Origin of the sequence: Aeromonas sp. 603757 (assembly GCF_049171255.1) — a bacterium.
In the GTDB taxonomy this organism is placed as follows: domain Bacteria; phylum Pseudomonadota; class Gammaproteobacteria; order Enterobacterales; family Aeromonadaceae; genus Aeromonas; species Aeromonas veronii_A.
The window spans coordinates 185554-207033 of record NZ_JAAKOE010000004.1; the positions used below are offsets into that span (position 1 = coordinate 185554).

A 21480-nucleotide genomic window follows, 5' to 3' on the forward strand; every position below is an offset into this window, starting at 1 on the left:
ACACAGATCCCCTATTCATGACAGCCAAAGCCGACTCTTTGCGACAAAAAGTTAATGCCATCCTTACAGGGAAAAAATTACACGATCATCAACGTATCGCAGCACAAAAAACATTCGATGCACTGAGTGGTAATGTCCGAGCGGTTATCACTGCTGCAGAGATGCAAGCTGGTAAGTCTGGTGTGGCACTCGCTCTTTGTTGTTTGCAGCGTCTGTCACTGAGTGATAAAGAGATCTGCGACCGATCCAAGCTCAAAGACACTCTATATTTGATAACCATGCCTGACGTTGCCTTGTTAGAGCAGGCTGAAAAAGATCTGGCGGATGCCAAAAATGTGGTTGTTAGTAACTTTATTCGATTCGACCAAGATTTAGAGCGAACTTTTAAAGGTAATCCGCCCAAACTGATCCTGATCGACGAGTGTCACTATGGCTCAAATGCAGCAGCTATTCGGTACTGCAAGGTTTTTGATTACCTCGAAAAAGAGAATAAAGATTGCAAAGTAGTGTTTATCTCTGCGACGCCATTTGGGGCTCTCTATGCGGCAGAGACTGAATATGATGTTGCCAAGCACGAAGAAGAAATAGCAAAACATAATCACAGAGAAAAAGAGGCTATCGAAGCTGCAGAAGCAGCCGAAGAGGCCGCTCGCAACTCAATTTTACGGCGTGATTTTAATACCAAATTGGTATTCCATCGCACCAGTAACGAGTACTACGGTGTTCGGGAAATGCTGCGGTCCAATAAAGTCACTGGATTGGATTCCGACTCGAGAAATATCCTGGATGACTCGCCAGCCAAAGAGAAACTACTAAGCTTACTCGAGCAACATGAAGGTGCTGGATGGGTATTGGTCAGAGTCCCTCCTGGTGCTGCAATGGAGGCAAAAAATGGTTTTATTCAAGCTGGATTTGCAGATCAGAATGTTCATATTCTTGGCAAAGATCTCCGTGGTGTCCCAGAAGACCAATTAACTACCATTGAGCGATTTAAAAAAGAGTTCGATGAGTGCATCGACTTTGACGAAAAGCTCATTGCTATTACTGTAGCGGGCTGCCGCGCAGGGATTAATTTTGGTCAAGATATGAAACAGCGGCTCATTGCCACCTGGGACAGTACAGTAACCAGTGTCGCAGCAGTGGTACAAGCTAACATTGGCAGAGCCTGTGGGTACCATGACAATCGAGAAGCACATCACTTCACAAGCCTTAATGCGGCACAAGCCTATGGGGCAATCCTGGATTACCTTGATAAAAATACCAGTGAACACGCCGCCTCTGATTTTGATGGTCTCAAAGAATTTTTTGAAGATGTATGCCAAGAGTTTAATGTCAATGGTTTGGATGTCGGATTAACCGTCAAAAACAAGCGGCGTCGACCCATAGGTGATGTTGAAACATACATGACCGATAGCTACGTTGCCGTGCCAGCGAAGCTGCTTGATCCTGATTACGACTTCACACTGCATACCGAGGATAAATTAATCCTGCAGGCCATAGCATTGCTACGTGAAGAGCTACTCAGAGATTCTGGTCCTTCGGTAAAGTCTTCTCGTGCCATGCGTGGTGCCAAGAAAAATTGGGTAAAAGCTCATTGGGTCAATGGCGACTCCTATGATAACAAGGAAAAAGCACGTAAAGAGGGTACGATGAAAGAACGGACCCTAAATTTTACGCAAAAAGTTGCTCAGCAAGAGCCTATAGAATTCAATACTATTGTCATGCCTGGCTCTGGTGAATACACAGAGCAAAAGCTCGTCACCGCAACCATTTTCAGTATTTATAACATGTCCCGACGCAATAATGTCAACAAATGGGTCATGACTGAAGATGATGTTCACGAAATGTGTGATCATTTTGGTATAGAACACGATGACACCATGTTCGTACTCTATAAGCGTGGGGAATATAATGCCGAGGTAAGCCGTATGAAAGCTGCCGCCAATGAACTGCCAGAAAATGAAACAATCATCCATGATGAATCGCAATTTTCTGAGCAACAGCGCAACGTTTCAGTGAGTTAAACAATCACATGAACAATCAGGTAACACGGCATAGAGAAAAAGTTGCGTCAGTACTATCTGGTAATACCTTCTCACATCAGATAAATGCGGCGCAGCGTGCTTTTCGTCATTTCGATAATGGATCAAGAGCTGTCGTTATCGCGGCAGAGATGCAATCAGGAAAGTCTGGTATTGCCTTAGCACTTAGTTGTCTGCAGCGGAATTCATTATCTGACAGTGATTTATGTGATCGTCGCAAGTTAAAAGATACCTTGTACTTGGTCACGATGGCTGACCTTGCGCTGTTAGAGCAGGCCAAATCTGATTTCGCGGCATGCCCCAACATGGTCGTGAGTAATTTCACGAATTTCCGGCTTACTCTGGCATCCGAGTTTAAGCATCAACAGCCACGATTGATCATCATTGATGAGTGCCATTACGGCACTCATCAAGATGGCGTTCGCTACAGTGATGTATTCAATTACCTTGATAGTGAAAATAGTGCTTGTAAGATTGCATTTATCTCTGCAACCCCTTTTAGCGCTCTCTATGCCGCTGGTGCTGACTCAATTCTAAAACATCAGTACCACACTCAACTGGTATTTCACAAAACAACCTCCGACTACCACGGTATTCGGAGCATGCACAAGCATCATCAGATCGTGAAGCTCGATCCGACACAGCGAGATTTTTGCCAAGACTCCCTATTGCGAAGACGATTCATCAGACAATTTCTTGAACATCAAGGCCCAGGTTGGAGCCTCGTTAGGGTACAAAGTGGCGCAGCTGCTTCAGTGAAGGCCATTCTGCTTGAGCAAGGGATTGCAGAAGACCAGATTTTTATTATTGGCCAAAAGCTAGCTGGTGTCGAAGAACATGAAATTAGCTCGGTTCAAGACTTCAAATACGCTTATGATGCTGCCAGCCTCTTTGATGATAAACTCATTGCTATTACAGTTGCAGGCTTTCGAGCAGGCATAAACTTCGGCTCGAAAATGAAAGAGGAGTTAATTAACAGCTGGGATAGTACCATTTCAAATATAGCGGCAATCGTCCAGGCAAATATTGGTCGAGCATGTGGCTACCATAACAACACCAAGGCAATCCATTATACTAACCTTGATGCGATTGGTGCATATAGTGAATTACTTGATCATCTTGAGTCTCAATCTGAACACTGTGACTTTTCAGCATTACATGCTCAGTTTGAACATATCTGCCAACGTTATGATGTCGCAGGTTTTGACCGTGGCCTCACCATTAGCAGTAGTGTCGAGCACTCCGTAAAAACCACTATCCAGCCAGACCAGTTTATCTATTTAACTGAGCGTTATCGCATAGTCCCCGCGAAACTGCATGAGATTGAGCCAGACTTTAGCGGCTACAAACTCGATAACGATGAATTAGAAGCTATCAGACTGATTCGAGATGAGTATCTTAAAGACGGTGGACCGTTTATAAAAAGTGGCCGGGCTTTGCGAGGGGAACATCAAAACTGGATCAAGGCACAGTGGGTCAATGGCGCCACCTACAATGACTTTACCGATAGTTGTGCTAAAGCACGAACTTTATCATTTATTAGAACCCTTGCTCAGGGTGAGCCATTAGTATTTAACCAGGTCGTCAATCCTGGTGGTGGTGAGAGTACAGATTGCAAGCGATTAATGGCGACAATTTTCAGTGTATATAACTTATCACGGAAACAGAGTGCCTATAAGCGCACCATGGATGAAGATGACCTTATTGAATTATCTACGTCCCTAGAAATTGACTATGATGATACCATCATCGTTTTGTTTAAACGTGGAGAGATGCAGTCTGCTGTAAATGGCGAAATAAATATCTCGATAAGCCGAATCCAAGAACATTCAATTTTCAAAAATTGACTCCATCGTCTGGCCATTTTCGTTATGTAGATGGCCAGTCCCACATCATATCAACATAATACTTACTTCGTAACCAAGAGAGATCATCTTCCCAGTCAGTTATTGCACGGCGCATATCAGCTTTGGTTTTTCTTTTCGCATTTCTAACCAAGGCTGCGATAGTATATGCAACCTTATACAATCGCCGTGATGATTTAGGAGTTCCCCATTCATTCATATAAAGTTGGCTTTCGACTAATGGCAACTTGCTATTATAGACTTCACTTAAAATTTTTTGTCGTTCATTTTTAAACAGTCCTTTATCGCCGACTCGATACCCAACTGCTTGTAGGATGCCAATCTTGGGCCAGTTAATCTCCATCAAACTGTGATTTGACGTAAGTATAGCGGTCGTGGGCCACGAAAATTGTGTCACATTCTCCACTTTACGCAGAGTCAAAACCTCACGTCCAGAACCTTTATTTTTTAGTTTTTTGTTTTTAACACTCCGTGCTATTGGGGTTGTGTTTAATTTTTTGAATAAATAATCTCGATGATGGTAGACTCTAATATGTTCATCAAGCTCAGATTGAGCTGATTCTCTTGAATAAGGCCAACCATTCAAAAGCGATATAGAAAGAGAAGATGCTATACCTTGTCTCTCATTGTAATCATGAAGTTGATTCAGCTCTGCTAGCTCGATGAGTAAGTTATCTATAGCTGACGCTGGGGATATAAATAATGACGGTCCTTCTATATGTGACAAAGTTAATGTTTTTCGTTTGTTCTTTTTTGGAGGCTTAATATTGACATTACCAACTATCGGAGTCGTATTTAACTTTCTAAATAGATAATCCCGATGATGGTAAATTCGAATATAACCCTCCAAGTCAGTAGAGGATCCTGCCCTTGAGTAGGGCCATCCGCTCGCTGGTGATATAATAAAAGGCAGTGCCTCATCATGTGCATGATAGGACAACTGATCCTGGCTCACAGCTGCAGCAATATTCCAGATACTTCTCGACTCAACGCCACCACGACGCTGGACGATAGGTGCTACTTTTTTACCTACTTTTTTCTTTGCCATCTCAAACAGGGAGTTGTACCAACAACTCCCACCTATACCCTTGTTACCTTGAAACCATCAGCTCTGGCGTTAAACACTCCTGCAGACTCACACCGCCGTGATTGTAGTAATCCCCTGCCTGGAACAAACTGATCCCGGGGGCCATCACTACTCGCACGGCGGGGTTCCAATGCCAGGGGCATTGCAGGTAGTCACTCTGGCCATTACCTTTCAAAATGGCGCAGCGTGGCGTGCGCAGTTCTGTCATGTGTTTGGTCAGTTCTGCTTTAGGTAGTTTCTCTGGGCTCCATAACCAGCCATGGTCGGTCACCACATGTACTCTGGTCCAACCGGCATCCAACAGACTCACAATCCGCTCAACCACCCCCTTTAAGGCATGATCGATAAATCTCGGCAGGCTCTGCTGACGCTCGTGCCCAAGATTATCCAGGTCACCACACTGCACCCAAGCCTTACCTTGTTCTGGCTCACCACAGTCGTGTCCTTCCAGATATTGCCAGCCCGCTTCGGCTAGCCCTTTCTTGAAATAATGGCTCGAGAAATCAGCCCCACTGTCGGCGAATTGCGGGACAAATTTGTCGCTTTCCAGATCCCCGGTTAACAAGGGGCTAAGGGGAGTCACTGCCGCTTTCGCTGTCGCCGTCAGACTAGGGAGTGCACTCCAGCGGGTTTTCAAGCTGGCTTGCAGGTTAGCCTGCGCCAAAAGATGCATAAGACGATGGCCCATATCCAGACGCAACCCATCGACAAAAAAGAGTACGGTACTGGCCCCCTGGTATGCTCCTACCGGCTCTTGCACACCCTGGCCCCCCGGATACCCCTGGCTCTTCACCAAGTGCTGGAAGTGCCGGGTCACCGCCTCTAACCAAGGGGTATAGAGTTTGCCAAGCAGCGCGGCGGCTACCTGCTCCATGGCGCTATCGCTCGCCAGGGCCATCACCTGCAGGGCAAGATCATCGGTCTGCCATACCTTCTCCTGGTAATAGCTGGCCATGGTCTCAATATCCGGCCCCCCCAGTGGCTGTCGTGTCATTTCACTCAGCTGGCTTAACGGATCAAGCAACATCGCCCAGGGGGAGAGCCCGAGCCCAGCCCACAACCACTCACGCCGGGGTGCATGCTCAACGTTAAGCGACGCCAGGTGGGTACGAATGGTTGCTACCTCCTCGTTAACCAAGGTGGTTAGCGTCTGCGCCAGCCGTTGCTCTTCATGCTCATTGCAAAAGGGGTAGCGGGCTGGCTCAGAGAGCAATTCGCTGGGCTGCACCTGATGTAGAGCCTTAATCAATGAAGAGTGGTGTACGGCGGTGTCGCTAAAACGCTCCCACACCGCTTGCCAGGGTCCCTGTGCATCGCACAGCAGCGGCAACAACGACGAGATCTCAGCATTGGCAGGGTCAACACCCAACGCATCTTGGCTCTGACCACAGAAGTGCTGCCAGCGGTTGCTCTGCTGCCACTCCTTTTGGATGGCCTCAGGCTCATTGAGCCAAGCCAGCATATTGCGGATTGGGTCGCCCCCCGCCAACGCATAGAGATCGCTGGTTTCTAACCGTTTGCCCTGCAAACTAGCGGCCTGGGCTTCCAGCAGATCAGGCAACACCTCTAGCAACGCTTGCTGGGTTTTACCATCTTTGGCGACATCAAGCTGCAACCCCACTTTGGGATTACTTAAAAAAGAGCCCACGCTCCAATCCCGCCCGGCAGTGTTATAGGCCCACCAGCAGCCGCGATACTGCAACTCGGCAAGGGGTTGCAGGGCAAGCGAGCATTGGTCGATGGCCCGCAGATCTTTGCGACTGACACCGGGCAGATAGAGGATCGGGATGGTATCAGCAGGCAGGGATTGCTCTGGTGCAGTACCTGCAATCATGCACTTTAGCCAAATTGCGGGACCGGTGCGTTCGGCGGGCAGATACTCACCCAGCTCGAGTAGCTCGGGTAAATAGCGCTTGATAATCGGCATGGCAGCTTGCCACTGCCGGGCTTCATCGGTCCAGAGCACCACTGCGGGCGATACCTGCACCTGAGAGTTATAACGCGCGCTGTCGCGCAATTGAGTAACCAGATAGTCGATAACTTGCATGGAATTCTCGATTCTGTTTCGCGCCTTAAGGCTTAAACCAACCCCTGGCGGATCAGCTCGCCATGAACAAAGGGAGAGTGGCGTTGTAAAAAAGCGAGCGAACAGTCATTTTTCAAGTAGTTGTCATAATGCCGGGCGCGCATCTGATTATGCTCCGGGCTATCGAGCTTGAGACGGGTAATAGTTGCCGCAGCATCTGCTGCATAAACTGTTCCGGCAGGATAACGCGCATGATTGACCGCAATCTCACCATTGGCAAAGTTGATGATAAAGGTCTCAGGGGCCAAACCGATGGGGTCTAGCACATCATCAAACTTATTCTTATTGCGGTTCGGACCAAGGGCGCTCAGGCGGTAGTTATCCCACTCATAGGCCTCACCCGCATTCTGCGATTTGGCCACAAAGTGATCGGTCGAGGCCGCGCCAATAACCCACTCAAAATAGATCGCCAAATAGGCGCAGACACCACTGTAGGCATCCCACAGCTGCTTGTTAGAACGCGTCCAATAGTTGGGCAAATCCGATGCCACTGGTGGTGGGGCATTGGGCGCTATGCCATTAGTGGCTAACCAATCATGCCCCGGCTGGCGCACTCTGGCATCAAAATCAACAGGCTCAGGTTGCAATTGCACCGGGATCATAACTGCCAGCCCTTCTTATCGCAGATGGCACGCCAGCGAAATAGAAACTCATCGGTCGGCTTTAACGCGAGCAGCAATTTCTGATACATGGCAGCGAGCGCCTGGGGATCCGGAGCTGCTTGCCCCAAGAGCGCCGAAGCTTGCTTGATCAACGGTTCATACTCTTGCGGTCGCCCACTGGGTAAGTCAAAGGCATCACTGGTTAACCAACTGGTGACATCCCCCTGCTTCTCAAAAGCGCGCCGGGTGAGCGTCACCTCGCCTTGGGCCAGATCCAGATCAAACCAAGCATCTTGGCTGGCATCAAACAGCGGCTCGACCGAGGCCATCACCAAGGGGGAATGGGTCGCGGTGATCAACTGCACCTTGGCCTGTTTATCAAGCAACCCCATGACGCTCAGCAAGGTGGGCACTATGCTGCGCTGCCAGCTGGGGTGCAGGTGAGATTCAATCTCGTCGATCAAAAAGGTGATCTGGGGGGTCACCGGTTCCCCCAGTTGCTTGGCCGCCTGCTGATGCTCTTGCCAGGCCCACACCAGCAGATAGGCCAGGGCTAAGATACGCCGCATCCCTGATGAGGCATGCACCACCGGAACATCTTTTTGGTACGGCATGCGGATGGTCGGGATATCCCGCGCATCATCCAGGCTGATCCGGGTTAGCTCTCCCAGGGTCAGGATCTCATCAGGAGAAGGGGAGAGCGCCTTAAGTACCGCTTTCAGGTGTTTAAATGCCGCCCCTTTCTCTTTTTGCCAGCTGGCTAGATCGCGAATAAGGCCATTACACAACCAACTGCCATCGCTACTGGCCAGGCCATCCCATACTTCACTGGGGCTTAAGACATAAGCGGGCAGACGCTCTTGAATATCGAGCTCTCCCTGGGTGCGCCAGTAGTTACGGTGCGGATCCCACAACGCGAAACTACCGTCAGCCATGGCATAGAGCACCAGGCCAGGGTTGGCAGGCCGCCCGGGGCGGCCGGTCCAGCTCTGTTCACGGCGGGCAAAGGTACTCTGGTACTCTTCACGTTTACTCTTGGCGGTAAATGAAAAGCTGATGCTCGCCTCCCCAACCTCACTGGGCAGGGCTTTACGCCCTGTGGTGAGCTTAGGGTTGATCTCAGCTGGCCAGCGGCGAGTCAGCGCCCACCAGGCGATATCCAGCAAAAAGCTCTTACCCAAGCCATTATCGCCGGTGAGCAGATTGAGCCGCAGGCCAAAGGCCAGCGACAAGCTAGGGGCAGGGCCAACATTGACCGTCTTGAGCGTATCGATCATAGGGCTTCCATCATTTGGGTTGGTTTGCTCTGGCGGCGCGTTTGTCTTCTAGCGACAAGTGGTGATCGTTAATACGCGCCCCCTCTTTTTCACCATATTGCAGGCCCAGAGTGTACCAAGGGGCTGTGGCGACGTCGTTACCGCGATCCTTGTTCCAGTTGATATTGGGCTTAAAGCGCAGGATACCGGCGCCTTTTTTGCCGACATCGGCCGCTTTGAGGAAGGGACGGATATTGAGGCGCACCCCATCATTAAGGTCCGGCTCCCAACCGATGGGTTGTTCGGCTAGAGTCTTCCAGCGCACAAAGATATCGAGCCCCTTTTCACCGGCCAAGATGGCCTCGAGGCGCTGTTGCAGGTTTTTGGCGGCGGTCAGGCGCTCTTCGGCACCATCACGGGCTTCTTTTACCCCCTGCTCCTGGATGCGGATCCAGTCGCCCAGGTAGGTGTAGATCAGGCGCTCTAAGCCGGAGCGATCGAGCTTGTGATAGTTGACCAGGGCGGAGAAGCCATCTTTTAGGCCGTCCCAGATATGCCAGATAAAGGGTCTATGTTGGAACAGTTTGCAGTGCTGCTCGAAGAACTTATCGCGCAGCCAAAGCTCCAGGCTCTTGCTACCTACGGCGGTCAGCAGCTTATCCAGGGCACCGTTTTTCCAGTCATCCTCGTAGGCCGCCACCAACAATTTTTCCAATCGGGTATGGGCCGGAGCTTCACCGCGCACAGCTGGGAGGCAGACGATACCATCTTCATCGGCAAAGGCGTTCAGCTTGGTCACCTCATCGACCAGCTGACGTTGCTCATCGGCCAGCTCCATCTCTTCGTCCAGCTCGGCGGGCCACTGATACCCCAGCAGGCGAGCTACCGCCACCTGCAGTACGGACTCATCAAAGCGCACCGGCCCCTCTTTGGTCCATTTGCTCTCTTCGTCCCATACGACTGAGGCGCAGGGGTGACCATGGAAGATCCATTGAGTGGGGTCATTGGTGTAAGGTTTGGGGAGGCCATGCGGGTAAGACAACTTTGCATTCTTTAACCAACTAGAATAATCGAACTCTACTTTTATCAAAGAGTTACTGGTGGCCTTCAGAGATTGGTCTATCTTTCTGACATCCGGACCAAACTGAGCTGAGGACATATATGACCAAATGCTTTCGAGTGTTTCAGTGCTATCTTTAGGCCATACCACTGCGGAGTTATCATCGAACTTGCCCCCTACATAAATAGTTACAGGCAACATACGCATCTGGCTTACTAAGACACCTTTATTTCCCCAGGCCTTTTGACCTGTAATTCTGGCTCCTGTCAAAGAGTTCATTGGGCCATTCCCATCACACCAATACAATGCTCCTGACATCCCTCCAAAATGAATACTCTCTTTCACTGTACTTTGGAATAACACCCAGTCTTTATTTGTGGAGTCGATTTCCCAATGGAAGACCTTAAGTCTCAATAAATCCCCAGTACTTAGCCCCTCAGTTCGTTCAACGTGGGATTCTAATGTCTCACTACCAATTCCGTCAGACTCTAGATAAATTACCGCATCAGGATTCTCCAACTGCTTGGCTTGTTCTACGCTCTTCAGTGACTCAATCCGCAGTTGCTCGGCTTTGTCGGCGGCGGTTTTCGAGACAGACACATCCACCCCGCGCAGCAACGCCTCTTTAGGCGCCACACCTTTGCTTAAAGTAATTAAAATAGCCTGTACCACCTCACCGGAGATAGTTTCAAAGGCTCTTGGCCCAAGACGGGCAATTAGATTCCAGGTTTGCTCGGTTAATAACTTCTCGCGAAACTTCTTATAACTGGTCAGAAATAACCAGTTCTGTGGCAAGACAATGGTCGAACTGCCGCCCAGGGAATTAAAGTCGAGACAGCGCTCCAAAAATACCGTGGCCAGATCGGCTTTGGCTTCCGGGTAGTACTCATCACAAAAATCTTGCAACTCGGCGCACTGCTTGCCTCGCCCCAAGTAGGGCACATTGGTGGCCACCAGATGGTAGCTCCCGGCCAGCAGCTTGGCTGCCAGGGCTAAGCCCTGAGCGGCCACTTGTGTCTCTTGGCTATCATCATCGCTCTTGGCTGCATTCTGCGCCTGCGCATCGAGCAGTTGCTGCCAGGGGGCCGGGGCACCTTGAGCCTTGCCCTCGTAATGGGCACGCTTGATATCGATCAGGCTGCCCAGCACTGGGGCATCGCTAAACTGGCGCATCAACCAAGCAAGGGCCGGCTCAAGCTCCGGATTTTGTTTGGCAAGCTGCTGCCACTCATCGCTGGCGGCCAGCACATCTTGCCCGGAGCAAGCGAGCTGCAAGGCTGGCAGTGGCCGATAACCACCGGCATTGGGGAAACGCCAGGCTTCGAGCGCCAGGGCAAAGGCGGCAATCTCGATACAGCGGCCATCGAGCTCCAAACCATGCAGGTTTTGCGTGATCACCCGCTCAATGGCGGTATTGGCATCGCACCCTTCCAGGTGCATGCGCATCGGCACCAGCATCAGAAACAGCGCCACCAGGAAGTGGCCGGAGCCGCAGCAAGGGTCGAGGGTTTTTAGTTCGCTGATATTTTGGGGCCAGGCGTCGTACCAACCACCGGCCGGTTGCCAATACTCCCCTTGGGTATCCGTCACTTTAACAAAGCGAAGGTAAGAGAGGGGCACGCCAGGGAGCGCGGCGCGCTCGCGGAGCTCCTGCTCATCGCTGGCATGGCGCAGATGATCATCGGTGAGACGACGTTTGGCCCACCAGGCACCCAGGGCGTTATCCAAGAGGAATGAGACCATATAGGGCTCGGTAAAGAGCTGAGTAACCGGGCTCAGTTCATCGCCCCCGATGGGCACGCCGGACTTGTTGACCTCGTCCTTGCGCTTGCTTTGCCAGAACTGATAACACCAACCCAGGCTGTCTTGTGCCTCGAACACCGCCGGTGACAGGGCCATGATCAAGCCTTCGAGGGTGCGCTGATGGTTGATGGGCAGGCGTACTGCCAGCACGGGGGAATCCATCCTAAACACCTGGGGCAACATCTTGGCTGCCAAGCGCCCTGCTAGCTCCCAGGCACTGGCGCAGTCGGGCTCTTCTTCTAACAGCTCTGCGCACTCATCCAGGGTGACCGGGGTATAAGCGTCATACATCAACAGGTTGTTTTGCTCGAGAAAACGGGCAAACAGCATGCGGTGCCACTGCTCGTAGGCCATCTCGGCCAGCAGGTGAGCTGTCTCTTGCTTGCCATTATCGTGAAGCGGGTCGCCCAGTTGGCGAGCGTGGGCCCGCAGGCGGTTACGCAGCTTGCGCTGCCCGTCGTTCAGAAAGGCGGGCACAGTGGCATCAGCCACCCCTAAGCGCTCAATCTCTTCCCGGCAGGCGGTTTCAACCACCTCACGGGCAGCGAGGACGGCGCTTTCCAGCTGGGTTCTGAGAGTCTTATCCAGGGCTTGTCTCATGGTGTTAGCTCGATATGTGGAAGATGGGTGACCCCATGTTCCTTAAATAGAATGCGGGGATTGGGCTAAGCGCCGACGCGGTAAGTCTGCCGCATCGGCCTTATTGTTTCTCTTTTGTTCAGCGCACTAGCTGACGCGCACCGGGTTACCTTGGGCCAGTTCGCTACGCACCTGATCTTCTACCTGGGCCAGCCAGGCTTTCAGATCTTGTTCTGATTCAATCAGCGGCTTTGGCAGCGAGATATGGCGGACCTTGGGTTTGAGTAGGGTGACTGCATCGCTCAGGGCCTTATCAAAATAAGAGGTCAAGGCTGAAATTCGATCGTTCCACCCCTGCCAGGAGCAGTTATCCAGGCTCTGTTGTACCTCGTGCAAGCTACCCAGTTTGAGCGCGGGTAGTTTGGCAATGCCGTGCTTGGTGAGCAGTTGGCTCTGTTGATCGTCGGTGAGCTTGGCCCAACTTGGGTCACTGTCGAGTTCGCGGTAGCAGGCCTGGTACTCCTGCTCATAGCGGTCACAGTGCGCCATGATGGCATTACGCAACGCGTCTATGGCTTTGTTGAGTAGCGGCTGCACCGGGGAAGGGCTTTGCAGCAGGGTACGACCGGCACGCAGGGCCTCGCACTCTTGATTGAGCTCAGCAAACACCGCCAGTTCACGGCAGTAGGGCAGCAGACCTTGCAGGTTGTCCCACTGCTCTTTGCGCTCGGCCACCAGCTCAAGCTGTGCTTTCCAGCTCTCGTATTCGGCTTGCAGCGCCTCTTTGCTTTCAAACGCGGCGAGCAGTTGATCATTGCCCGAGAGCACCAATAGCTCATCGAGTTGCTGGGTTGAGGGGGGCAGTGGCAAGGGAGCCTCGCCCCCGAGACGGCGAGCCAGCGCCTTGGCCTGTTGTAATGCGTCGGCAAGCTTGCTGCTCTCCTCCCCTGCATTACAACTCACCCCCAAGCTGTTGATCAGGCTGCGCACCTTGATCAATTGTACCTTGCCGATAGTGGCTGTTTCGGGGCGGAACTGGGTCGGGCCGACCTGGGCACGCTCCAGGCTGCGCGCATCGGTGGCGTTGAGTTTGGTATCGCTGGCTTTAAGTACGCCAGCTGCCAACATGGCAAAGAGTGCGCCATCGATAGCGTCGCGGGACCAGCCGTAAGGGGCTTTACCAAAGTGTTCGCGCACTTCACTACCGGTTTTCATCACCCCGATAAACTTTTTGATTTCACGGCAGACCGGGTGGTTTTGCGCCTCACCCTGATGACCAATGGCCTCTAGCGCATCGGCATCCCCCTGACTGGCACGGGTGTAGACCTTGGCCCACTCCTTGTGATCGGCCATATCAAAGTTGCGATAGAGGCGCACGCAGGCCGTTTCGGCCCCAGCTTGCAGTTGCGCCACCAAGGTATCGCCCCCCACTTCACTGCCACCGGAGAGACGCAGCCACATCATCCCTTCCATCTCAGCGGTCAAGCGCTTGACCTCGGCTTCGGCATTGCGCTGGCTCGACATCATAGCGGCACGGGCCTCTTTACCCGCTTCGGTCACCACCGCATTTTGTTTGACGTCCAGGGTCATGGTGGCCGCCTGTTTCTCAACGATGGCTGCGTTAAGCTTGCTCTTACCCTCTGAGGGGATATAAAGATAAAGGGTTCCATTATCTGCGCTATCTGCGCGCGCCAAATCTTGCAGTTGCCGCTCCGGTAATCCCGGTGCCCAGACGTAGAGCTTCTCTTGTGCATCGTTGGGCAACTCATCATCGAACGCAACATTCAGGGTGCGCCCCTCTGCCACCTGGCCTTGGGTAAGGCGCACTTGGCTGACCAACTTGCGCACTATGGTGTGCACCAGTTGATTGCGCAGGCCATCGAGTCGTGCTGGATCGGCACGGAGCTCCGCTTGCTGCTGGCGATACATGTCATACCAAGCCTGGCTCTCGGCCGTTTGCAGGCGATACTCAACGCCACTTGCAGACTGCACTGCCATGATCAGCGAGGCCTTTTCCAACGCCTGCAGCGCCGCATTGACCCGTGGGCGCAGGTCATGTTTCTCGTTCTCCAAATCTTCGATCAGCAAGTCAGCCAGGGTTTCTGCACTGGCGTGAATGCCGTAGTCAATTTCGCTCGGCAATTTGCTGATCATCAGGATGAGGGAGAGGATCCGCCCCTGCAGGACCTCTTCAGGCGAGCCATCTTTGAGCTTGCCAATCTCGGCATAGATCTCTTGCCCCACTACTCCGCTATTGACCAGATCGTTGACGATTTGATCGTAAATAAAATCGGCCGGGATCAGACAGCCAAGCGCCTTTTCGGCCCCGTAACGGGTTGCCTCATGGGTGATACGCAGTTGATTACGCAGCTGTGAGCCGGTGCCGGTTTTATCCAGGGCTGGCAGCAACTTTTCCCAGAAACGGCGACGCACCGGCAGCAACGGATAGTCGGCCACCATCCACTGTTCGTCATCCCGTTGATGTTCAAACTTGGAGCCCCGCAGATGGCGGCTGATCTCGCCCAGGTTTTTCTGGATCAGATCCTCGACTGCCCCCTTGGCACTCTCTTTTTTCTGCAGGATCACTTTGCGGATCACTGCATCCACATCGGTATCGGCCAGTTGCACCTTAACCACAAAGCGGCCCATCAGGCGTTGCAGGTTAGGGGTGTCACTTAGCGCACTTTGCCCGGTGGCAACAAACAGCATCTTGGATTTAAAGGCACTGTCTTTACAGCAGGTTTCGATGACCTCTTGCACCACATGAGCCCGATCTTCATCGCTACCAACAAACTGTTGCACTTCATCCAGCACGATGAGGGTCAAAGGTAATTGGCCATTGCGTGCCAGGGCGTCCATCACTGCATCCACCATCTCATCATTGGTAATGGTGGCCACATTGGGGTATTGAGCGCGCAGCGCTTTGCCCACTTCGGCGATCGACGGCGCCAGATCCGGAAATGCTTGTAACAAGGCCGCCGCCAGAATGGGCGAGACATAGAGGTTGCGCAGCTCTTTTTGCCAGGCGTCTTGTTCACCTACGGCTTTGGCATGCAAGCGCACATACTCTTGCACCTGCGGCAAAACACCTTCGGCTTTCAACCACATGACAAACCGCGCCAGGTGGTACTGCTCCGGCAGGCCAACGGACTTGAAGATGATGGACAAGAACGCCAGGCGCACGTCGCCCTTCATCCCCGCTCCCAGGGTACCCGAAGCGGCATGCAAACCCTGGTATTGTTGGGAGAGCAGTGACAGCTTGGCAAATTGCTCGCGAATGCCTGCAGGGAGATCGGCCAGGCTCAAGGGATCGGCACCATCAGAGAAGCGTTGATTGGTCCAGAAGGTGCGCAACATCTTGGCCAAGTGAGATTTACCCGATCCGTAGAAACCGCTGATCCAGACCCCTGACTGCTCAACCTTGGCGTCTAGCTTGCTCAGATAGGCCGCCAGAATTTTCTGCATGCCCGCCTCATAGGCGCCATCACAGACAAAGGTTTTAAGCTCATAACGCAGGGTAGCGAAGGACTCGGCACTCTGATCATCGTTGACGACGGCCACACCGTTGTTGGCCAACTCAGATTGCAACGGATCGTTACTGTAAATCTCTCTATTTAGCATCCCGTAATTCCTTGTTGTTATTCGTTATGGTGACAGATGGCGGTGGCGTGATATCCCCACCCATCCTTGGCATCTAACAGACTAAAGTTGTTGTCGTGATATTCGCCGGGGAAGAAGACCACCAGCTTGCCTTTTACCACTGGAGAGAGCGCCTTCACCAACCCAGAAACAGAGGCAAAACCAAACAGTGTGCCAGTGCCCAGCAGGGCCACTACATCGTTGCTCCCCAGGGTTTTATCGACTTCCTCTTTCAGACGCTCGGCCAGCTCTTCGGCAAAAAATTCATAACTGCCCACCAGCAGTTCCGGCTCGGCGAAATAGGCGTCTGCATAGTCGTGTTCCCCCATCCACTTGGGGAAGGCATCTGTGATATCCAACAACTGCCAACGGTGACCATGCTGCTCAACGGCCAGTTGAAATTCAGTGACCCGAGCCCGCAGCTTTAACTCATCTTCTTTGTGGTACACCACAAAGACAGCGCGCTCTTCGGCAGATAGCACCGAGCGCCAAGGCACCGAGATATAAGTGGTAAAACGCTTAATCAGTTTTGAGAGGCGATCACCCATGCTCTCGTTCTCCTCAAGATGCTGGCACTATTGGCCAGAGGGGGAAGCGGATTTCGACAATGCCACTAGCCTGCTTGTAGCTAATTACGCCATGCAGCGATGCCATGTAGGCCAGCTCATATCCCTCTGCCGGATCCAGGCTTAGCAGTTGAAACCATGGAGTCTGAAACAGCCCTTGTCCGGCACGCCCTTCACAGTGACCGAGAAAGAGTGCAAATGCCGCATTGACATAGGTCACGACCGGACTGGTTCTCACCTTTTTGTATTTGCCTTGCAGGAACCCGGCGTGCGTCCAACTGCCGTTGATATTCTGGGCAAACGAGCGCAGGGAAGCCGGGCTGAAACGGTTAGGGTCGGGGGCGGCTAAAACGTGTTCCACCTGTTCACGTTCCAGTACGTCTCCCAACGGGGTCGTACTAATCAACGACTGGGTCTGCCTTAATAACGGGTCCCTGGCCAGCGCAAGTTGCAAGGTCAACAGAGGTTGAGCCTCTTCACTTCGCTCCCATAGCTGGCGAAACACGTGAAACAAAGGGATATCCGGGGAGATACCATACAGATCGACCAGGTGGCGGAACGTCAACTTGCGGGCATTGTCGCTGCTTTTATGCAGCACATTGTAAAGCTCGATATCTTGCTGATAGTCATGCCGGGTTGCCTGCTCAGGGCGACCATCCAGCAGCGTTTTTAGCTCGCTATACATCAAGCTTCTAGCCGAGTGGGCACCATTTTTACCAAATTTAAAGCCCAGCTTAACCAGGTGTTCTTCGCTACTCATAAATACTCTATTGACCCTAACGGCGCTCAGTTCATGCTATCAAAGGAGCGTCATTCTACCCCTCAGAGGGCGATTGCTCTATGAAGCCAGGTCACCAAAACTCAAAATTTATGTCGATTGGACAAGATAAGCGCATATTTGGCTGCCGTTTGTGCTCTGAGCTTTCACGACCAGGTATATTTGATGGGGTTTGAAGCTCCCCGCTTGCGAAACTCATCGGGCAGCCTCTTGCCGACATACATGGCTTTGATCTCCTCAGACGCCTCATGGCCAACAAAGCCATAACGTCCTTCAATGGTCTCTTTACCTGGAAAATGTTCAGCTGTTGCGTCAATCCACTGCTGCGCAATAAATGCACCGACAATCAGCCCCTGCACCGTGGCTAAAATTACATCTGCTTGGCAGGCCTTATCTTTATTGAGACGCCAAGCAAAGCGGGTTGCGTCATAAAGTGACCACTCTAATGCGCTACGGTTAACACTGATCAACAGCGCCTTATGGTGGAATTCGGCAGTGGGAGCACAGTACTTTTGGATGATCTCGGTTGAGTGCATGGCACCAAATTCACTATTGCCATGCCCATCCATGATATTGGTGATCCCCGGATAGGCATCAACCAGCGCGGCTTCGACCTCAAAGGCCGTTTTTTCGCTCATACCATGCCGATGAATAACATGCACCACATCCAGCCCTGCAAGATGGATGGCGCGAATTCGCTCCAATTTTTCCGATACAGCGTCATCCTCAACACTGCCTTGGACATGAGCGAAGACCCGGTTTCCCTTCCCCTTGCCGATATAAAATGTTTCGCCATTGCGTGGATCAATCAGCCGGTAAACGTAGTACTGCAGTTTACTGACAACTTCAGGGGGGAATGATTCTAACGTTTGGACATGCATGTTCAGGTTATTGCTCTCTCGTGCAAGCTGCATAACACAGCCATTATTTTAAATAAATTTTTTGAGTTATTACCGTACCGCTCGTGTGCCGACTAAGACGACCCGAGTTGCTGTAACGAGCGTCTAAAAGTAGTGAGAGGCGATTTTATCGGGCTATGACAATTCCTTCGATACTGGGCATGTGTACATGTAACATTTTCAACCAGATAGAGTTAGCCTCGTTTGTATTTACCCACTTGCTCGAGAAAATAGCTGCCCAGCTCACCCTTATGCAGGCTTGCTTCGCTTTCTGCGCTGGCCAAGTGACCGTTGCGCTCCTTCCATACCGCATATGCGGCGGCCTTCTCGACCTCGACCTGCTCTTGCTGCTCTTTCGGTAGGGCACACAGATTGTGACTCATACTGACCTCTTTGTTATTTGTTGGCGCCATGGTACGCCATCACTGGCATGCGGGACTTGCGCTGGTTCAAAGGTGGTGCGCTATAATGCCTGTATATAAATACAGGTGTTTTGCCATGAAGCTGTTAACCCCAGACCCATCACCCGCCGAGGTGACCATCCCGCTGTTCTTGCACCGCGCCTCTTGCGGCTTTCCCAGCCCAGCCAGCGACTATCTGGAAGGGAAGTTGGACCTCAACACCCACTGCGTGGCGCACCCTGCAGCAACCTTCTATCTGCGTGCCGAGGGGGAGAGCATGACCGGGGTCGGCATCTTTCCCGGTGACTTGCTGGTGGTCGATAAGAGCCTCACCCCGCGCCATGGTGATGTGGTGATTGCACTACTCGATGGCGGCTTCACGGTAAAGACCTTGCAGCTCAAGCCGAGGTTGCGGCTGTTGCCAGCCAATCCGGCGTTCGCGCCTATCGACCCTTGTATGAGCCTCTCCCTGGAGTTGTTCGGAGTGGTCACCCATGTGATTGGCAATCTGAGGCAGCGTGATGGCTATAGCGCTCGTTGATGTAAACAACTTCTACGCCAGCTGTGAGCGGCTGTTTCGCCCTGAGCTGCGTGGCCGCCCGATCGTGGTGCTCTCCAACAACGATGGATGCGTGGTGTCGCGCAGCCCCGAAGCCAAGGCGCTGGGTATCAAGATGGCCGGGCCCTACTTCAAGATCCGCGAGCAGTTCGAGGCGCATGGCGGTGTGGCATTCAGCTCCAACTACGCGCTCTACGGCGATATGTCTGGCAGGGTGATGAGCACGTTGGAGACCATGGCCCCCGAGCTGGAGGTCTACTCCATCGATGAAGCATTCCTGTCACTGTCGGAGTCGTTTGCCGGGGACCTGACAGCCTATGGACAACAGATCCGGCAGCGAGTGTGGCAGTGGACCGGCCTAACGGTAGGGGTCGGGATCGGCCCCACCAAGACCCTCGCCAAGCTGGCCAATTATGCAGCCAAGAAGTGGCCTGCCACTGGCGGCGTCGTGGACTTGCGTGACGAGCTGCGCCGTGCCCGGCTGATGGCTATCACCCCGGTGGACGAGGTGTGGGGCATAGGACGGCGCTTGGGCGCTAAGTTGGTGGCACAAGGCATCAACACCGTTGCTGACCTGGTGGCTAGCGACGCCAAAGGGTTACGCGCCCAATACGGCGTGGTGGTCGAGCGGATCGTACAGGAGTTGCGTGGCCTGCCTTGCGCGGAGCTGACCGTTGAACCGGCGGCGAAGCTGCAGATCCTCTCGAGCCGTTCCTTTGGTGAGCGCGTGACTGACCGTGGAGAAATGGCCCAAGCGTTGTCAGGCTTTATGGCTCGCGCAGCCGAGAAGCTGCGGGCCGAGGGGATGTGTTGCCAGCGGGTGCACCTGTTCGTGCGAACCAGCCCCTTTGATGAACGAGCGCCTTACTACAGTGAGCAGGCTGGCGTCCGGCTGGTCTGCCCTAGCGATGATACTCGGTTGCTGCTGCAGCAAGTGAACGTGCTGCTACCGCAGATTTGGCGCGACGGTTACCGCTATCAGAAGGGGGGCGTCATGCTGAGTGAGTTCACCCCCAAGGGGCAGCAACAGGCCGATCTGTTTGCCCCGTCCTCCGCTCAATCAGATGCGCTGATGGCAGTGATGGACCAGATCAAAGCCAAGGGATTGGGGCGCGTAGGCTTTGCCAGCCAAGGCACGGGGTCGCCTGAGTGGATGATGCGACAAGAGCACCTGAGCCCCTGTTACACCACCCGCTGGGAGGACCTGCCGGTGGCGAGGTAACCAACTAAGGCACAAGGAGCCTGCTACTTGGCTGTAGTAGGACGTTTTGGAAAAGTGCTGCGAATGTAGACGGGTCTCGGTGACACATTCCACATGCGCGGCGGCGGGGTCACCTCCCGCCCCCCCCATCTTGATTTGACCCACCCCCACCACCTCGTCGGTACCGGTTTTTCTCCCTTGTGCAACCGATAGCCACACTCACCCTCGACTCATCCTCTGCGGGTGAGTGTGCTGTTATGACTGCTGCTAGGTATGATAACCAATTGAAATTGCTAGAATGTTCGTTTCCTATAATAGGAAACGAACCCCATCTTTGGCATGACCTAGGGGAGGGGAAGTGGGTTCGAGCTCCCGTCGAGCAGGGCCGCATCAATCGACCTGTGGCCCAATATCTGTCATGAACTTATGAAGTTACACCCAACTTGATGGGAATAAATATCAATTGCATTTGGTGGCCGTTTGTCCCCCTAAAGGGGGACTTAAATCTTGGGGCGGCAATAGTGCCAAAACCAAAGGACACCATCATGAAAGTGAATCTCGATCTCATAGAGCGACTCTTTGGCAAGTCGGGCCGGTCGATCCAGCGGATGCTGGATAACGGTCAGCTGACCAAGGAGGAGTTGTTGGACTTCAGCCTGTTTGTCGCGTCACTGACGGTGGCAACAGGGGGCATTCTGGGCAAGCCGTTGATGGATAGCATCAAGTGGGGATTGAGCGAGCGCATCATCTCCGGTCTGAACCCGTCTCTCCTTGGGCTCCATGTTAGCCACACCCAGCGGGAAGAGAAGGTGAGCGTGAGTGCCAAGCGAAAGGCTCGTCGTGTCTCGCTTAACGGTGATGAGGTGTTGGAGCTGGCCTATCTGATGGCCATCGCGGATGAACATTTCTTTGAGCAACTGCGAGGGCGAGTCGAGACCGACCTGCGAGAGAGGGTATGGTCGCAGGAAGAGCTGGTCGCTCAACTGACACACAAGCGGCAGCATTGGCTTGAAGAGGAGGGGGCTGACGAACCACAATCACCTCTGCACTAACCACA

Annotated in this window: 15 protein-coding genes; 5 read left to right on the forward strand and 10 right to left on the reverse strand. The window is 52.8% G+C overall.

From position 1 onward, the window contains the following. Positions 1-17 precede the first annotated feature (17 nt). Complete coding sequence (locus G5332_RS05800; RefSeq protein ID WP_247824029.1) at positions 18-2024, forward strand: DEAD/DEAH box helicase family protein; 2007 nt, start codon at positions 18-20, stop codon at positions 2022-2024. Between the two features lie 8 nt (positions 2025-2032). Beyond that, positions 2033-3889: a DEAD/DEAH box helicase family protein gene (locus G5332_RS05805; protein WP_421172046.1), complete on the forward strand. Its 1857-nt coding sequence runs from the start codon at positions 2033-2035 to the stop codon at positions 3887-3889. 22 nt (positions 3890-3911) lie between these two features. On the opposite strand, the gene G5332_RS05810 is transcribed toward G5332_RS05805, so the two are convergent. From G5332_RS05810 to G5332_RS05855, 10 genes are all read right to left on the reverse strand, one after another. Further along, a complete protein-coding gene (locus G5332_RS05810) occupies positions 3912-4955 on the reverse strand; it encodes a hypothetical protein (protein WP_408140225.1) in 1044 nt (347 codons plus the stop codon). A 43-nt stretch (positions 4956-4998) separates the two neighbouring features. Next, positions 4999-7041 (reverse strand): BREX-1 system phosphatase PglZ type B, encoded by a 2043-nt coding sequence (pglZ, locus tag G5332_RS05815; RefSeq protein ID WP_408140223.1) that lies wholly within the window; start codon positions 7039-7041, stop codon positions 4999-5001. 32 nt (positions 7042-7073) lie between these two features. Next, on the reverse strand, positions 7074-7682 hold the full coding sequence (locus G5332_RS05820; protein ID WP_421311169.1) for a hypothetical protein: 609 nt from the start codon (positions 7680-7682) through the stop codon (positions 7074-7076). Beyond that, a complete protein-coding gene (locus G5332_RS05825; RefSeq protein ID WP_421311170.1) occupies positions 7679-8959 on the reverse strand; it encodes an AAA family ATPase in 1281 nt (426 codons plus the stop codon). The genes G5332_RS05820 and G5332_RS05825 overlap by 4 nt, the downstream gene beginning before the upstream one ends. Before the next feature lie 10 nt (positions 8960-8969). Further along, the gene (locus tag G5332_RS05830; protein WP_421311171.1) at positions 8970-12401 is read right to left on the reverse strand and encodes an Eco57I restriction-modification methylase domain-containing protein; all 3432 of its coding nucleotides are present in this window, start codon (positions 12399-12401) and stop codon (positions 8970-8972) included. Between the two features lie 126 nt (positions 12402-12527). Continuing rightward, positions 12528-16001 carry a BREX system P-loop protein BrxC gene (gene brxC, locus G5332_RS05835; protein WP_421311172.1) on the reverse strand — a complete coding sequence of 1158 codons (3474 nt, stop codon included), beginning with the start codon at positions 15999-16001 and terminating at the stop codon, positions 12528-12530. Between the two features lie 17 nt (positions 16002-16018). Next, complete coding sequence (locus G5332_RS05840; RefSeq protein ID WP_171280305.1) at positions 16019-16567, reverse strand: BREX protein BrxB domain-containing protein; 549 nt, start codon at positions 16565-16567, stop codon at positions 16019-16021. Positions 16568-16580: 13 nt separating this feature from the next. Beyond that, positions 16581-17345 carry a hypothetical protein gene (locus G5332_RS05845; protein WP_421311173.1) on the reverse strand — a complete coding sequence of 255 codons (765 nt, stop codon included), beginning with the start codon at positions 17343-17345 and terminating at the stop codon, positions 16581-16583. 164 nt (positions 17346-17509) lie between these two features. Beyond that, the gene (locus G5332_RS05850; RefSeq protein ID WP_270659885.1) at positions 17510-18277 is read right to left on the reverse strand and encodes an LEM-3-like GIY-YIG domain-containing protein; all 768 of its coding nucleotides are present in this window, start codon (positions 18275-18277) and stop codon (positions 17510-17512) included. Positions 18278-18456: 179 nt separating this feature from the next. Further along, positions 18457-18645 (reverse strand): DUF3283 family protein, encoded by a 189-nt coding sequence (locus tag G5332_RS05855; RefSeq protein ID WP_421311174.1) that lies wholly within the window; start codon positions 18643-18645, stop codon positions 18457-18459. Between the two features lie 115 nt (positions 18646-18760). Here G5332_RS05855 and umuD point away from each other — a divergent pair, with 115 nt between their 5' ends. From umuD to G5332_RS05870, 3 genes are all read left to right on the forward strand, one after another. Beyond that, complete coding sequence (umuD, locus tag G5332_RS05860) at positions 18761-19204, forward strand: translesion error-prone DNA polymerase V autoproteolytic subunit (RefSeq protein WP_025327594.1); 444 nt, start codon at positions 18761-18763, stop codon at positions 19202-19204. Next, complete coding sequence (gene umuC, locus G5332_RS05865) at positions 19185-20444, forward strand: translesion error-prone DNA polymerase V subunit UmuC (RefSeq protein ID WP_187268275.1); 1260 nt, start codon at positions 19185-19187, stop codon at positions 20442-20444. Before umuD ends, umuC begins: the two co-directional genes overlap by 20 nt. Positions 20445-20968: 524 nt before the next feature. Continuing rightward, positions 20969-21475, forward strand: coding sequence for a hypothetical protein (locus G5332_RS05870; RefSeq protein WP_227342630.1), 507 nt, complete (start codon positions 20969-20971; stop codon positions 21473-21475). Positions 21476-21480: the final 5 nt, after the last annotated feature.

What these genes read in the sequence shown, in the direction of transcription:
- G5332_RS05800 (WP_247824029.1), top strand. Translation starts at nt 18, where the DNA reads ATGACAGCCAAAGCCGACTCTTTGCGACAAAAAGTTAATGCCATCCTT.
- G5332_RS05805 (WP_421172046.1), top strand. Translation starts at nt 2,033, where the DNA reads ATGAACAATCAGGTAACACGGCATAGAGAAAAAGTTGCGTCAGTACTA.
- G5332_RS05810 (WP_408140225.1), bottom strand. Translation starts at nt 4,955, where the DNA reads ATGGCAAAGAAAAAAGTAGGTAAAAAAGTAGCACCTATCGTCCAGCGT.
- pglZ (WP_408140223.1), bottom strand. Translation starts at nt 7,041, where the DNA reads ATGCAAGTTATCGACTATCTGGTTACTCAATTGCGCGACAGCGCGCGT.
- G5332_RS05820 (WP_421311169.1), bottom strand. Translation starts at nt 7,682, where the DNA reads ATGATCCCGGTGCAATTGCAACCTGAGCCTGTTGATTTTGATGCCAGA.
- G5332_RS05825 (WP_421311170.1), bottom strand. Translation starts at nt 8,959, where the DNA reads ATGATCGATACGCTCAAGACGGTCAATGTTGGCCCTGCCCCTAGCTTG.
- G5332_RS05830 (WP_421311171.1), bottom strand. Translation starts at nt 12,401, where the DNA reads ATGAGACAAGCCCTGGATAAGACTCTCAGAACCCAGCTGGAAAGCGCC.
- brxC (WP_421311172.1), bottom strand. Translation starts at nt 16,001, where the DNA reads ATGCTAAATAGAGAGATTTACAGTAACGATCCGTTGCAATCTGAGTTG.
- G5332_RS05840 (WP_171280305.1), bottom strand. Translation starts at nt 16,567, where the DNA reads ATGGGTGATCGCCTCTCAAAACTGATTAAGCGTTTTACCACTTATATC.
- G5332_RS05845 (WP_421311173.1), bottom strand. Translation starts at nt 17,345, where the DNA reads ATGAGTAGCGAAGAACACCTGGTTAAGCTGGGCTTTAAATTTGGTAAA.
- G5332_RS05850 (WP_270659885.1), bottom strand. Translation starts at nt 18,277, where the DNA reads ATGCAGCTTGCACGAGAGAGCAATAACCTGAACATGCATGTCCAAACG.
- G5332_RS05855 (WP_421311174.1), bottom strand. Translation starts at nt 18,645, where the DNA reads ATGAGTCACAATCTGTGTGCCCTACCGAAAGAGCAGCAAGAGCAGGTC.
- umuD (WP_025327594.1), top strand. Translation starts at nt 18,761, where the DNA reads ATGAAGCTGTTAACCCCAGACCCATCACCCGCCGAGGTGACCATCCCG.
- umuC (WP_187268275.1), top strand. Translation starts at nt 19,185, where the DNA reads ATGGCTATAGCGCTCGTTGATGTAAACAACTTCTACGCCAGCTGTGAG.
- G5332_RS05870 (WP_227342630.1), top strand. Translation starts at nt 20,969, where the DNA reads ATGAAAGTGAATCTCGATCTCATAGAGCGACTCTTTGGCAAGTCGGGC.